The organism is Bradyrhizobium sp. 2TAF36 (genome assembly GCF_052114925.1).
GTDB classification, from domain to species: Bacteria; Pseudomonadota; Alphaproteobacteria; order Rhizobiales; family Xanthobacteraceae; genus Bradyrhizobium; species Bradyrhizobium barranii.
The window spans coordinates 44,312-58,009 of sequence record NZ_JBFRFR010000013.1 but is presented as its reverse complement, the minus strand read 5'-3'; the positions used below and the strand labels follow the sequence as shown (position 1 = coordinate 58,009).

Sequence of the window (13,698 nt, the reverse complement as noted above, 5' to 3'; positions counted from 1 at the left end):
ATCGGCGAGAGGTAAACAGCGCGCAATTCATGGCGCGTTTGCCGCGTATTCGCAACGCACTACGCCTAGGCAAGAGGTCAGCTGCGCGAACGACATGTTGGTCAACGCGACCGGTTGACGGTGGCGTTCTCAAGCAGCGCGCAGGATGTCCTAGTGCCGGAGCAAGGGCGGCAATGTCTTGTCGAGACTTGCCGTCAGCATGGCGCGCACGCCGTCGCGCAGTACCGGATTATTGGCAACATCCGCAGGCTTCTCCGGAAACATTGTCCGATCCAGCTCGCGCGATGGTCCACCAAGCGGATTGCGCAGCAAGCGGTCGACGTAGGTGTCGTCAGTCATCAAGGCCTGCGCTTCCTTGATCAACGTAAAAGTCCCGCCGTCGTAAACACGGATGTACATTATCGCGTAGAGATGCACGGATCCGTCGTAGGGGTACCGCGAGATTCCAATGCCGTATTCGCGATGCGTTCCGCCGTGCCGGTGCACGACGACATAACGTTCGCAACGGAGTCTTGGTGCGAGAAACCGAACGAAGTCCGCGATGTCTCTTTCGGCACGGTAGAAGAACGGATTTTGCTCCCGCCGGCCACCGGATTTCAACTCTTCCCTTGTGTAGGAGATTCTACGCACGGAGCGGCCGGGCGCAGCCGCGCGAACACGGGACACGACGAGGTCGTCGAGTGCCCACGTGGTCACGGAGGCCCGCGAGTATTTGTCGAGGAACTCCAGGGGACCGAAGTTCTTAATCATGAAGAGATCGCCGGCGATCGGGATGACGCCGATCTGACATGGGCCGCTCTCTGCTGGTGTCGTTGGGGACGCGTTCGATGACTTGGCCGTGCTCGTCTTTGACGCAGCCTGGGCCCCGACTCCCGCCGTCGAGAGCAGATGAGCCGCGACGATTATCGCGAAGGCCTGCATCGCCTTGATCGTCGCTTTCTTACGAGCTTGGCTTCCTTTCAGCATCGTCACTGCGCGAAATATGGCGGCAGGATCTTGTCCAGCCGTTTGGTCAGGAAGTCGCGCGTGGTGTCGCGCAGGGCGGTGTTGTTGGCGGAGTCCGCGGCCGTCTCCGGAAATATGGACTTGTCCACCTTCTGCAAAAGCTCGTTCGAAACGAAGTTGTCTGCCATATGCTTCATGACACCTTCGAACGTCACGGCGGGGCCCTTCATGATTTCGAAGGTGCGGCCATCGACCCATGTCACGCCGATATAGGCGAAGACATACGCGTAGGAGATGAGACCGACACCCCGGCTGAAGATGCCGACGCCGCTGAGCGACTGATTGGTCCCGTCAAGCTGTCCTTCGCTGCGCATGACGACGAGATAGCGCTCGCAACCGGCATTGCCCGCGACCTGCCGGATCAGGTTCGACAGCTCCTCGCGCTGATTGCGAAACAGGCCGGATTTGGGGTGGTAGTAGGAATCGAGTGCGCCCTTGGCGTAAGTGATCCGTCGCACCGGCGTGTTGCCTGCTGCGGCCCGCACCCGCGCAAAGACAAGATCGTCAAGGCCCCAGGATACCGGGACTTCGGCATAGTCGTTGCCGAACACGGTCAGACCGATCTTCTGGACGACAAAGATGTCCCCGGTCCCCGCAATCACGCCGACGCCGCAAGGACCGGCAGTCGCCGCCTCCGCAGGCTTCGGCGCCGCCTTCGGCTTCGTCGTCGCTTTCTTGGCTGTCGGCTTTGCCGATGGTGCGGTCTGAGCGGCGGGAGCGAGAGGGGTTTGCGCTGCTGCCGAAGTCAGGAAGGACAGCAGGATGAGCACCGGGGCAGCAAGTCGAAACATGGATTCCAAGGATCAGAGGCGGGAGGTCATCGGATACGCCACACTAGGGTGGGATCGTGACAACCGCAAGCTGCAGCCCGGGATCGCTGTCTATCCGGTGAGCCGCTGCCGCTTCCACCGATAATACTTCATCACGAACCCGTTCGAGGGCTCGATCTCTTCCTTCTCGAACACAAAGCCTTCGCGCTCGTACCAGCGCCAGGCTCTTTCGTTTTCGCGGACGCAGCGCAGGTACATTTCATCCGGCATTTGCGTGCGCGTGAAGGCGAGCAACTGCCGTCCGAGCGATTGGCCCTGGTAGGCGGGCCCGACGAAAAGCATGTCGAGATAGAGTTTTGGCAGATGCAGCGCCAGCATGGCGGCGATCGTGCCGTTGTCGTCGGCCACGAACAGGCTCCAGCCGTTCTCGATCTCGCGCCTGATGCGTGCGCGCAGATTTGCCAGCAGGAACTCGCTCGCCTCGGCGAGGCCGGTGGAGACCCAGCTTTCCATCCAGACGCGGCCGATCTCGTCATATTCGTCGGTGCGCGCGGGACGGATGACGGGATCAGACATTGGTGCTCTCAGTTCGATCTGCCGCCTTGCGCGGGGGCTCGCTTGAATGATCCCGGCTATTCAGGAAAATTCCCGCCTACCCACGTTGGCCGCGCGTGGCTTGCCGCGGGCGCGCCTTGCCGGCCGACAGGCACACCACCTCGGAGATCTGCAGCAGCTGCCGCGCCAGCGGGCTGGTCTTGCGCCAGACCATGCCGATGGTGCGCGAGGGCTCGGGATCGCGGAAGCGCGACAGCGAGACCGAGGCCGATCGTGTCTCCACCGACACCGCCATTTCCGGGATCAAGGTGACGCCGATTCCGGCGCTGACCATCTGGACCAGCGTCGACAGCGAATTCGCATCCAGCATCTCGCGCGGCGGCGCCGATTGCATGTTGCAGAACGACAGCGCCTGATCGCGGAAGCAGTGCCCCTCTTCGAGCAGCAGCAGCCGCATCTCGCGCATCATCTCGCGTGATGGCACCGGTGTGCCTTCGTCGGAGCCCGGCCGCACCAGCAGGAATTTTTCATCGAACAGCGCGACTTCAGTGAGCGAAGGCTCGGACACCGGCAGTGCGACGATGGCCGTGTCGAGCCGGCCTTCGACCAGTTCCTGGATCAGCCGCGGCGTCATCGTCTCGCGCACGCGGATGTCGAGCTCCGGATGCATGCGCGTGAGATTCTTGGTGATCTTCGGCAGCAGATAGGGCGCGATCGTCGGGATCATGCCGATCCGCAGCCGGCCCGCAAACCGGTCCTGCGAGGCGCGTGCGAAATCGCCGAGCTCATCGACCGAGCGCAGGATGTCGCGGACGCGCGGTGCGAGTTCCTCGCCGAACCGGGTCAGCGCCACCTGCCGGGCGCTGCGCTCCAGCAGCAGGCCGCCGAGCGCCTCCTCCAGTTCCTTGATCTGCATCGACAGGGCCGGCTGGGAGATCGAGCTTGCCTCCGCCGCGCGGCCGAAATGGCCGTGACGCGCCAGCGCGTCGAAATATCTGAGCTGGCGCATCGTCACGTTGGCCATCAGAAAATCCTATCGCAGCGATCATTAAAGTCAACTTCCCCTGATCGAATGCGAAGCCTAGAGTAATTCTACCTGGTTAAAGGCGCGAGTTCGACGCCACCAGAGGAGGTATTCATGGATGACACTTCGAAGTGCCCGTTTTCGGGCGGAAAACCCACGCGCGTGAACCGCGACTGGTGGCCGACCCAGCTCAGCATCGAGATGCTGCACAAGAATTCCACCCTGTCCGACCCGATGGGCAAGGAGTTCGACTATGCCAAGGAGTTCAAGTCGCTCGACCTGAATGCCGTCATCAAGGACCTGACGGCTCTGATGACGGACTCGCAGGAATGGTGGCCCGCCGATTTCGGCCACTATGGCGGCCTCATGATCCGCATGGCTTGGCACAGCGCCGGCACGTATCGCACCACGGACGGCCGCGGTGGCGCCGGTGCCGGTCAGCAGCGTTTCGCACCGCTCAACAGCTGGCCCGACAACGCCAATCTCGACAAGGCGCGCCGTCTGCTCTGGCCGATCAAGCAGAAATACGGCCGCAAGATCTCCTGGGCTGATCTGATGGTGCTCGCCGGCAACGTCGCGCTGGAATCGATGGGCTTCAAGACCTTCGGCTTCGCCGGCGGCCGCGCCGACGTGTGGGAGCCGGAAGAGCTCTATTGGGGTCCTGAAGGCACGTGGCTGGGCGACGAGCGCTACAGCGGCGAACGCCAGCTCGCCGAGCCGCTCGGCGCGGTGCAGATGGGCCTGATCTACGTCAATCCGGAAGGCCCGAACGGCAAGCCTGACCCGGTCGCCGCGGCCAAGGACATCCGCGAGACGTTCGCCCGCATGGCGATGAACGACGAGGAAACCGTCGCGCTGATCGCCGGCGGCCACACCTTCGGCAAGACCCACGGCGCGGGCGATCCGTCGCTGGTCGGTCCGGAGCCGGAAGCGGGTGCGCTCGAAGACCAGGGCCTCGGCTGGAAGAGCAAGCACGCTTCGGGCCTGGCGGGTGATTCCATCACCAGCGGTCTCGAGGTGACCTGGACGACGACGCCGACGAAGTGGAGCAACAACTTCTTCGAGAACCTGTTCAAGTACGAATGGGAGCTGACGAAGAGCCCGGGCGGCGCGAATCAGTGGACGGCCAAGGGCGCCGAGGCGATCATTCCGGATGCCTTCGACAAGTCGAAGAAGCACCGGCCGACGATGCTGACGACCGACCTCTCGCTGCGCCTCGATCCGGCCTACGAGAAGATCTCGCGTCGCTTCCTGGAAAACCCGGATCAGTTCGCGGACGCCTTTGCCCGCGCCTGGTTCAAGCTCACCCACCGCGACATGGGTCCGATCCAGCGCTATCTCGGCCCGCTGGTGCCGAAGGAAACGCTGATCTGGCAGGATCCGATTCCGAAGGTGAACCACGAGCTGGTCGGCGACCAGGACATCGCCGCGCTGAAGACCAAGATCCTGGCTTCGGGCCTCTCGGTCTCCGAGCTGGTCTCGACCGCGTGGGCGTCGGCCTCGACGTTCCGCGGCTCGGACAAGCGCGGCGGCGCCAACGGCGCGCGCATCCGTCTGGCCCCCCAGAAGGATTGGGAGGTGAACCAGCCGGCTCAGCTCTCCAAGGTCCTCGGCAAGCTCGAAGCGATCCAGAAGGACTTCAACGCATCGGCCGGTGCGAAGAAGGTCTCGCTCGCCGACCTCATCGTCCTCGGCGGTTCTGCCGCGGTCGAGAAGGCCGCGAAGGATACCGGCGTTGACGTGAAGGTTGGCTTCACGCCGGGCCGCATGGATGCCTCGCAGGAGCAGACCGACGCGGACTCCTTCGCCCCGCTGGAGCCGCGGGCCGATGGTTTCCGCAACTACGTCGGCAAGAAGCATCAGTTCCTGCATCAGGAGGAAGCCCTCGTCGATCGCGCGCAGCTGCTGAAGCTGAGCGGACCCGAGCTGACCGTGCTGGTCGGTGGCCYGCGTGTGCTCGGCGCCAATGCGAACGGTTCGAAGCACGGCGTCCTAACCGCGAAGGTGGGCACGCTGAGCAACGACTTCTTCGTCAACCTGCTCGACATGAGCGCGCAGTGGACGCCAGCGGCTGACGGCAGCTACGAGGCCCGCGACCGCAAGACCAACGCGGTGAAGTGGACCGGCACGCGCGCCGATCTGATCTTCGGTGCGCACTCGCAGCTCCGCGCCTTCGCCGAGGTCTATGCCTCGTCGGACGCCAAGCAGCAGTTCGTGCAGGACTTTGTGAAGGCCTGGATCAAGGTGATGAACCTCGACCGGTACGACCTCGCGGCCTGATCCCCGGGCTTAAGCAAGCGACAAACAAAAAGGGCGGCCGAGAGGCCGCCCTTCGTGTTTCTGATATGCGGAGCGATTACTCGCCGGCTGCTTCGCGCTGGGCCTTCTCGCCGTCGCCGCCCTTGCCCTCGAGGTCTTCGCCGGTGGTCTGGTCGACCACCTTCATCGACAGCCGGGTCTTGCCGCGGTCGTCGAAGCCGAGCAGCTTGACCTTGACCTTGTCGCCTTCCTTGACGACGTCGGAGGTCTTCTGCACGCGCGCCGAAGCGAGCTGGCTGATGTGAACGAGACCGTCCTTGGAGCCGAAGAAGTTCACGAAGGCGCCGAACTCCATCACCTTGACGACGGTGCCGTCATAGATCTGGCCGACTTCCGGATCGGACGCGATCGACTTGATCCACTTGATCGCGGCCTTCATCGCCTCGCCGTCGCTGGAGGCGACCTTCACGGTGCCGTCGTCCTCGATGTTGACCTTGGCGCCGGTCTTCTCGACGATCTCGCGGATCACCTTGCCGCCGGTGCCGATCACTTCGCGGATCTTGTCGGTGGCGATCTTGAAGGTTTCGATGCGCGGCGCGTATTCGCCGAGCTCGGCGCGGGCGTTGGTGAGCGCCTTGGCCATCTCGCCGAGGATGTGGATACGACCATCCTTGGCCTGACCGAGTGCGACCTTCATGATCTCTTCGGTGATGCCCTCGATCTTGATGTCCATCTGGAGCGAGGTGATACCCTGTTCGGTGCCGGCCACCTTGAAGTCCATGTCGCCGAGATGGTCCTCGTCACCGAGGATGTCCGAGAGAACCGCGAAGCGCTTGTCTTCGAGGATCAGGCCCATCGCGATGCCCGCGGTCGGCCGCTTCAACGGCACGCCGGCATCCATCAGCGCCAGCGAGGCGCCGCAGACCGAAGCCATCGAGGACGAGCCGTTCGACTCGGTGATCTCCGACACCACGCGCGTGGTGTAGGGGAACTCGTGGTGCGGCGGCAGCACCGGGTGGATCGCACGCCAGGCCAGCTTGCCGTGGCCGATCTCGCGGCGCTTGGTGCCGCCGAGGCGACCGGTCTCACCGACCGAGTAGGGAGGGAAGTTGTAGTGCAGCAGGAACGTCTCTTTGTACGTTCCCGACAGCGCGTCGATGTACTGCTCGTCCTCGCCGGTGCCGAGCGTGGTCACGACCAGCGCCTGGGTCTCGCCGCGGGTGAACAGCGCCGAGCCGTGGGCACGGGGCAGCACGCCGACYTCGGCGATGATGTTGCGCACGGTCTTGCTATCGCGGCCGTCGATGCGCTTGCCGGTGTCGAGGATGTTCCAGCGAACGATCTTGGCTTCCAGCTCCTTGAACACGCCGCCGATGCGCAGCTTGTCGTATTTCGGCTCCTGGCCTTCGGGGAAGTAGTGAGCGATCACCTTTTCCTTGACCTTGCCGACCGCGGCGTAGCGATCCTGCTTGATCGGAATGGCATAGGCGGCGCGCAGCTCCTGCTCGACGAGGCCGAGCATTTCCTTCTCGAGCGCCGAATTGTCGATCACCGTGACTTCGCGCGGCTCCTTGGCGGCCTTCTCGGCGAGCTCGATGATGGCGTTGATCACCGGCTGGAAGTGGCGGTGACCGAACATCACGGCGCCGAGCATGATGTCCTCGTTGAGCTCCTTGGCTTCCGATTCCACCATCAGCACGGCGTCGGCCGTGCCGGCGACCACGAGGTCGAGCTGGGTGTCGACCATCTCGTCGAGCGTCGGGTTGAGAATGAACTCGTCATTGGCGAAGCCGACGCGCGCTGCGCCGATCGGGCCCTTGAAGGGCGCGCCGGACAGGGTCAGCGCGGCCGATGAGGCCACCAGCGCCACGATGTCAGGGTCGTTCTCCATGTCGTGCGACAGCACGGTGACGATCACCTGGGTCTCGTTGCGCCAGCCGTCGACGAACAGCGGACGGATCGGACGGTCGATCAGGCGGGAGACCAGCGTCTCCTTCTCGGTCGGACGACCCTCGCGCTTGAAATAGCCGCCGGGAATGCGGCCGGCTGCGTAGGTCTTCTCCTGGTAGTCGACCGTCAGCGGCAGGAAGTCGACGCCTTCGCGCGGCGCCTTCGCCGCGACGACGGTGGCGAGCACCACGGTCTCGCCATAGGTGGCGACGACGGCGCCGTCGGCCTGACGCGCGATCTTGCCGGTTTCAAGCTTGAGAGGGCGTCCACCCCAGTCGATCTCGACTGAATGCTTATTGAACATAGATGTCTTCTTTCATGGGTTCTCGAAAGAAGGACGGCCCGAAAAACAAAAACCATGCGCAAGATTGCGGGACGTTGATCGAAGCGGGCGATCAGCGTCCTGCGATCCTGCCATGGTTTTCGGATTTCGGATGGCGTCCATCCTTTCGGGTCATACGGGCGCCTTGCCCGTTGTGCCCAGCCGCCGGATTGCTGCTGGACTGTCAGTCGGCACGAACGCGAACACCGGATTGCGGTCCTCGCCCATCGTGCCCGGGTGCTAGCCGTCAACGGCTCGCACCCGACGCGCACGCGGCCTCGATCAAAAACCTTTAAACAAACGCTTTCGCTCGAAACCGCGCACGAAAACGCGCGCCAGTGGCGCGCGCAGGAACACTTAACGACGAATGTTGTGCTTCTCGAGCAGCGCCTTGTAACGCGCCTCGTCCCTCTTCTTGAGGTAGTCGAGCAGCGAGCGGCGGGTCGAAACCAGCTTCAAGAGGCCGCGACGCGAATGGTTGTCCTTCACGTGGGTCTTGAAATGGTTGGTGAGGTTGTTGATGCGTTCCGACAGGATCGCGACCTGAACCTCCGGCGAGCCGGTGTCGCCGGCCTTGTTGGCATTCGTCTTGATGACTTCCGCTTTGCGTTCTGCGGCAATCGACATCGTCAATTTCTCTCGTTGCGACCGGTGCTGGCAGTCAGACCGGTCAGGTTGAACACACGCTTGGGGATGATTTCGCCGTTGCCGACTTCAGCAAGCGCCAATAGACGGCCTGCCACCGTGACATAGACTGTGCCGCTACTAGTGGGCGCATCCCGTCCGCGCAATAAAACGGCCTGGCCCCGATGGAGCCTTGCCGCATCAGCCCGAGTGACGGCCAGTGCCGGGATGTCGTCCAGCGCGGTCTCAACGGGCATAAGCGCGTCGGCGAGGCTGCCCTCGCCGGACGCGGCTCTATCGCATAAAGCCTCCAACTGATCCAGCGGAATCATGTCGTTCTCGTCAAATGGGCCGACCAGGGTCCGCCGCAGCGCGCAAATATGGCCGTAAGTGCCGAGAATCCGGCCCATATCGCGGGCCAGCGCCCGGACATAGGTGCCCTTGCCGCACTCCGCCTCGAACACCGTCCGGTCGTTATCCGGTTGATCCACAAGGGTTAAATGATGAATTTCGACCGGACGGGGGGCCAGTTCCACGACCTCGCCGTCGCGGGCCAGGTCATAGGCGCGCTCGCCCTGGACCTTGATCGCGGAATAGCGCGGCGGGATCTGCTCGATCACCCCGGTGAAGCGGGGCAGCAGGGCCAGGATGGCCTCCCGGGTCGGGCGCTGGTCGGAGGTCGCGGTGACCCGGCCCTCGATATCATCGGTGTCGCGCTCCTCGCCCCAGCACACGGTGAACTGGTAGCGCTTGCGGCCGTCCATCACGAAGGGAACCGTCTTGGTGGCCTCGCCGAGCGCGATCGGCAGGCCGCCGGAGGCGAGCGGGTCGAGCGTGCCGGCGTGTCCCGCGCGCTTGGCGTTGAACAGGCGCTTGAGCACGGCGACCGCTTGCGTCGAGGTCATGCCGATCGGCTTGTCGAGCACGACCCAGCCATGGACGTCGCGGCGGTCGCGGCGCGGCTGGTTGCCCTTCTGCTTGTTGGCGCGGGGATCGTTGTTGACGCGGCGCGGCTCCTGATGCGGCTGGGAATCGCCGCCGAGATCCGCAAAATTATTTTTCTGCACGTCGCGCTGATCGGTCTCTTCGCCGCCGATCGTGCCGTGAGCCGGGTCCATCGTCATCGCTCTTCTTCCCGATCCGAATCCGGATCCTGTTCCAGGTCCTTCTGCACCGCAGGTGTTCGCAAAAGCTTCTCGATCCGTTCCGCTTCGTCGAATCGTTCGTCGACGCGGAAACGAAGGTCAGGTGCAAATTTCAGGTTAACGCGCCGCGCGACTTCGCCGCGCAGGAATTTCTTGTTGCGCTCGAGCGCAGCGATGATGACCTCGGTGTCGCGGCCACCGAGCGGCATCACGTAAACCGTTGCGAGCTTCAGGTCGGGCGACATCCGAACCTCCGGCACGGTGATGATGTGACCTTCGAGGTCCGCATCATGCACATTGCCTTGCGCCAGAATCTCGGCCATCGCGTGGCGAACCTGCTCGCCGACACGCAACTGGCGTTGCGAGCCGCCCGGCGCGGAACTTTTCTTCTGATGGTGGCGGGGCATGGTTGAAAATCACCTCGTCGTGCCCGCGTTTGGGACACGAGCATTGTCATTTGTCCTGTTGAAACGAATGCGGCGCGGATGGCCGGAATAAATCCGGCCATCGCACTCCCGCAATTTCAGCTCAAAAGATCCGGGCGCTTCGGTAAGATTTGGACTTACAGGGAGCGCTGGATCGTCTCCACGCGATAACACTCGATCACGTCACCGGCACGCATGTCGTGGTAGTTCTCGAAGGCCATGCCGCACTCCTGACCGGACTGGACTTCCTTCACTTCGTCCTTGAAGCGCTTCAGCGTCGACAGCTTGCCTTCGTGCACGACGACGTTGTCGCGGATCAGGCGCACATTGGCGCCGCGTTCCACGGTGCCGTCGGTGACGCGGCAGCCGGCGACCTTGCCGACCTTGGAGATGTTGAAGATCTCCAGGATCGCGGCATTGCCCAGCATGGTTTCGCGCAGGGTCGGCGCGAGCAGGCCGCTCATCGCCTTCTTCACGTCGTCCACGAGGTCGTAGATGATGTTGTAGTAGCGGATCTCGATGCCGTTGCGCTTGGCGGCCGCAGCCGCCTCCTTGTTGGCACGAACCGAGAAGCCGATGATCGCGGCATTGAAGCCTTCCGCGAGCGTCACGTCCGATTCCGAGATGCCGCCGACGCCGGCATGCAGGATGCGGGCTGCGACTTCGTCGGTGCCGAGCTTCTCCAGCGAGCCGAGGATCGCTTCGAGCGAGCCCTGCACGTCGGCCTTGATGATCAGCGGGAATTCCTTGCGGCCCGCCGTCTTCAATTGCGACATCATCTGCTCAAGCGAGCCGCGCATGCCGGAGATCGAGGCAGCCGCGTTCTCGCGCTTCTGGTGCGCGCGATAGCTGGTGACCTGGCGGGCGCGGGCTTCGCTCTCGACCACCGCGAGACGATCGCCGGCCTCCGGCGGACCGTTGAAGCCGAGCACCTCGACCGGAACCGAAGGACCGGCCTCATGCACCGTCTCGCCCTGATCCGAGATCAGCGCGCGGACGCGGCCCATCTCGGCGCCGGCGACAATGATGTCACCGACACGAAGCGTGCCGCGCTGGACCAGCACGGTCGCGACCGGGCCACGGCCGCGATCGAGCTTGGCTTCGATCACGGTGCCTTCGGCCGGACGCTCCGAATTGGTCTTCAGGTCGAGGATGTCGGCCTGGAGCGCGATCATCTCGAGCAGCTTGTCGAGATTGGTCTTGTTCTTGGCTGACACTTCGACGTCGACGACTTCGCCGCCGAAGGATTCGACCTGCACCTCGTGCTGGAGCAGCTCGGTGCGCACGCGCTCGGGCTTCGCATCGGGCTTGTCGATCTTGTTGATGGCAACGATGATCGGCACCCGCGCCGCCTTGGCGTGGTTGATGGCTTCGATCGTCTGCGGCATGACGCCGTCATCGGCAGCAACCACCAGCACGACGATGTCGGTCACCTTGGCGCCGCGGGCGCGCATCGCGGTGAACGCGGCGTGGCCGGGCGTGTCGATGAAGGTGATCTTCTTGCCGCTTTCGGGCGACAGCACCTGATAGGCGCCGATATGCTGGGTGATGCCGCCGGCTTCGCCGGAGACGACGTTGGCATGGCGGAGCGCGTCGAGCAGCGAGGTCTTGCCGTGGTCGACGTGACCCATCACGGTCACCACCGGCGAACGCGTCTCGGTGTCGGTGGAATCGTCGGTGGCGTCGAACAGGCCTTCTTCAACGTCGGACGCGGCAACGCGCTTGACGGTGTGACCAAGCTCTTCGGCGATCAGCTGCGCAGTGTCGGCGTCGATCACGTCGGTGATCTTGTGAATCGCGCCCTGCTTCATCAGCATGCGGATGATTTCCACCGCGCGCTCGGCCATGCGGTTGGCGAGCTCCTGGATGGTGATCGCTTCCGGAATGACCACCTCGCGGATGAGCTTTTCCTTCGGCTCGTTCGCGGCATGGCCCTTCAGGCGCTGAGTGCGGCGGCGGAACGAGGCGATCGAGCGCTCGCGCACGTCGTCGGCATTGAATGCGGTCACGACCGTCAGGCGACCGCGCTCCTTCTGCGGGCCGGGTTTGTGGGTGGGCTTGGGGGCTACCACGGGACGCGCGGCGCCGCCGGGACCGCGACGGATCTGGCGCGGACCATCGTCCTCGTCCGGTCCGGCTGCGACCGCGGGAGCGCGACCCAACGGGCCGCCTCCCGGCCTCGCGGTGGTCGTTCCAGGGCGCGCGGTGGTTGTTCCCGGGCGTGCCGTGGTCGTGGTGGTGCCGGGGCGTGCTGCGGGCGCGCCAGGACGTGGCGTGGGAGCGGCCGGGGCGGCAGTTGCAGGGCGCGCGGCTGACGCCGGCTGTTCGCCTTCGCCAAAACGCTTCTTGGCCTCGGTTTCGGCCTTGCGCTTGGCTTCCTCTTCGTGGCGGTGGCGCTCATCCTCGGCCTTGCGGCGGGCCTCGGCGGCTTCGCGCTCGACGCGTTCGGCGGCTTCGCGGACAGCGCGGCGCTGGGCTTCGTCTTCGGCCTGGCGGCGCTCTTCGACTTCGCGCACCTTGGCGTCGGCCAGCGCGCTGGCGCGGGCGGAACGTTCGTCCTCGGTCAGCGTGCGCAGCACCACGCCGGAGCCGGCGTTGCGCGGCGGAGCCGGGCGTGCCGGAGCGGGAGCAGGCGCGGCCGGTGCCGGCTTTGCAACAACCGCGGGAGCTTGCGGTTCGGGGCTGCCGTCGACGCGGCGCTTGCCGCGCTTCTCGACCACGACCTGCTTGCTGCGGCCATGGCTGAAGCTCTGACGCACAGTGCCCGTTTCGACGCGCGGCTTGAGCGATAGCGTCTTGCTCGGAACGCTCAGCTTCTTGTCGTCAGGGGTCTTGGTATCAACCATTCAGCAGTCCTAATCCTGATCTTTGTTAACGTTGTGCGTTGCCGCACCGTCCTATTGGGTCGTCGTTGTCTCTCAGAAATCCTGGCCGGGCTTTTCGGCAGTCTTGTCATCGTCCGCCATCCGGTATCGGACCAGCATCTGGCTACGTGACAGGAATGACTTGCTCGCCGGGCCCGCGAGCAGGGCAGCATGTATCACATTTGACCGGGTAAGTGCCAAATCCAATTCTATCGATTTCAACGCAGTGACGACGGGAATCTGCGGCTTGGCGCCGCGATTCCCGCCATTTTGACGTGCCAGCATGTCCAATTTGCGGATTCCGTCCGCGGCCCCGTCGCTGGCATGGATCAGGACCTCGGCCGTGCCTTCCCGCAGGGCGCTTTCGACCTTGCCGAAGCCGGCCACAATCTGGCCCGCCTTGGCGGCAATCCCAAGGGCTTCCGTCACGCTCCGAACCAGGAGCGCCTCGATGTCGGCGGGAAGCGTCTGGGGAGTGCGCAGCTCGCGCTTGAAGGCTTTGCTAAATTGGTGACGCCGCACGGCTTCCGCAACCACCTCGCGCGAGGCGGTGACCCACATGCCGCGTCCGGGCAGCTTGCGCTTGAGATCGGGAACTATGTCGCCTTGCGGCGAAATGACGAAGCGGATCAGCTCGTCGATCGGCCGGACCTCGCGACTGACCGCGCACATCCGCATGGTCGCGGACCTTTCGGTCCGCGGTCCATGGTCGAGATCGTGGTCAGTATCTGCGAGCATCCGGGCGACATTCTCCT

At 64.1% G+C, this 13,698-nt stretch carries 11 protein-coding genes; 1 reads left to right on the top strand and 10 read right to left on the bottom strand.

Annotated elements, in window-relative coordinates:
- Positions 1 to 150 precede the first annotated feature (150 nt).
- The 4 genes from AB4Z51_RS09935 to AB4Z51_RS09920 all read right to left on the bottom strand — a co-directional run bounded on the left by AB4Z51_RS09935 (position 151) and on the right by AB4Z51_RS09920 (position 3,354).
- The gene (locus AB4Z51_RS09935) at positions 151 to 972 is read right to left on the bottom strand and encodes a hypothetical protein (protein ID WP_441497354.1); all 822 of its coding nucleotides are present in this window, start codon (positions 970 to 972) and stop codon (positions 151 to 153) included.
- Positions 969 to 1,796, bottom strand: a complete 828-nt coding sequence (locus tag AB4Z51_RS09930) for a hypothetical protein (RefSeq protein ID WP_135214065.1) — start codon at positions 1,794 to 1,796, stop codon at positions 969 to 971. The genes AB4Z51_RS09935 and AB4Z51_RS09930 overlap by 4 nt, the downstream gene beginning before the upstream one ends.
- A 90-nt stretch (positions 1,797 to 1,886) precedes the next feature.
- Positions 1,887 to 2,351 carry a GNAT family N-acetyltransferase gene (locus tag AB4Z51_RS09925; protein WP_135214066.1) on the bottom strand — a complete coding sequence of 155 codons (465 nt, stop codon included), beginning with the start codon at positions 2,349 to 2,351 and terminating at the stop codon, positions 1,887 to 1,889.
- Positions 2,352 to 2,427: 76 nt separating this feature from the next.
- The gene (locus AB4Z51_RS09920; RefSeq protein ID WP_028150571.1) at positions 2,428 to 3,354 is read right to left on the bottom strand and encodes a hydrogen peroxide-inducible genes activator; all 927 of its coding nucleotides are present in this window, start codon (positions 3,352 to 3,354) and stop codon (positions 2,428 to 2,430) included.
- A gap of 114 nt (positions 3,355 to 3,468) precedes the next feature.
- Between AB4Z51_RS09920 and katG the strand changes: the two genes are divergently transcribed.
- A complete protein-coding gene (gene katG / locus AB4Z51_RS09915; RefSeq protein WP_441497353.1) occupies positions 3,469 to 5,634 on the top strand; it encodes a catalase/peroxidase HPI in 2,166 nt (721 codons plus the stop codon).
- A 76-nt stretch (positions 5,635 to 5,710) separates the two neighbouring features.
- On the opposite strand, the gene pnp is transcribed toward katG, so the two are convergent.
- From pnp to AB4Z51_RS09885, 6 genes are all read right to left on the bottom strand, one after another.
- Positions 5,711 to 7,867 (bottom strand): polyribonucleotide nucleotidyltransferase, encoded by a 2,157-nt coding sequence (gene pnp, locus AB4Z51_RS09910; protein ID WP_135214068.1) that lies wholly within the window; start codon positions 7,865 to 7,867, stop codon positions 5,711 to 5,713.
- Between the two features lie 375 nt (positions 7,868 to 8,242).
- On the bottom strand, positions 8,243 to 8,512 hold the full coding sequence (gene rpsO / locus AB4Z51_RS09905) for a 30S ribosomal protein S15 (RefSeq protein ID WP_008131787.1): 270 nt from the start codon (positions 8,510 to 8,512) through the stop codon (positions 8,243 to 8,245).
- 2 nt (positions 8,513 to 8,514) lie between these two features.
- Positions 8,515 to 9,633, bottom strand: a complete 1,119-nt coding sequence (gene truB, locus AB4Z51_RS09900; protein ID WP_135214069.1) for a tRNA pseudouridine(55) synthase TruB — start codon at positions 9,631 to 9,633, stop codon at positions 8,515 to 8,517.
- Complete coding sequence (gene rbfA, locus AB4Z51_RS09895; protein ID WP_028150575.1) at positions 9,630 to 10,061, bottom strand: 30S ribosome-binding factor RbfA; 432 nt, start codon at positions 10,059 to 10,061, stop codon at positions 9,630 to 9,632. Before rbfA ends, truB begins: the two co-directional genes overlap by 4 nt.
- A 155-nt stretch (positions 10,062 to 10,216) precedes the next feature.
- Positions 10,217 to 12,925: a translation initiation factor IF-2 gene (gene infB, locus AB4Z51_RS09890; RefSeq protein ID WP_441497352.1), complete on the bottom strand. Its 2,709-nt coding sequence runs from the start codon at positions 12,923 to 12,925 to the stop codon at positions 10,217 to 10,219.
- Positions 12,926 to 12,997: 72 nt separating this feature from the next.
- Positions 12,998 to 13,681 (bottom strand): RNA-binding protein, encoded by a 684-nt coding sequence (locus AB4Z51_RS09885; RefSeq protein ID WP_071908928.1) that lies wholly within the window; start codon positions 13,679 to 13,681, stop codon positions 12,998 to 13,000.
- Between the last annotated feature and the right edge of the window lie 17 nt (positions 13,682 to 13,698).

Coding starts and splice junctions, on each gene's coding strand:
- AB4Z51_RS09885 (WP_071908928.1), bottom strand. CDS start 13,681: ATGCTCGCAGATACTGACCACGATCTCGACCATGGACCGCGGACCGAA.
- truB (WP_135214069.1), bottom strand. CDS start 9,633: ATGACGATGGACCCGGCTCACGGCACGATCGGCGGCGAAGAGACCGAT.
- AB4Z51_RS09920 (WP_028150571.1), bottom strand. CDS start 3,354: ATGGCCAACGTGACGATGCGCCAGCTCAGATATTTCGACGCGCTGGCG.
- rpsO (WP_008131787.1), bottom strand. CDS start 8,512: ATGTCGATTGCCGCAGAACGCAAAGCGGAAGTCATCAAGACGAATGCC.
- rbfA (WP_028150575.1), bottom strand. CDS start 10,061: ATGCCCCGCCACCATCAGAAGAAAAGTTCCGCGCCGGGCGGCTCGCAA.
- AB4Z51_RS09925 (WP_135214066.1), bottom strand. CDS start 2,351: ATGTCTGATCCCGTCATCCGTCCCGCGCGCACCGACGAATATGACGAG.
- infB (WP_441497352.1), bottom strand. CDS start 12,925: ATGGTTGATACCAAGACCCCTGACGACAAGAAGCTGAGCGTTCCGAGC.
- AB4Z51_RS09930 (WP_135214065.1), bottom strand. CDS start 1,796: ATGTTTCGACTTGCTGCCCCGGTGCTCATCCTGCTGTCCTTCCTGACT.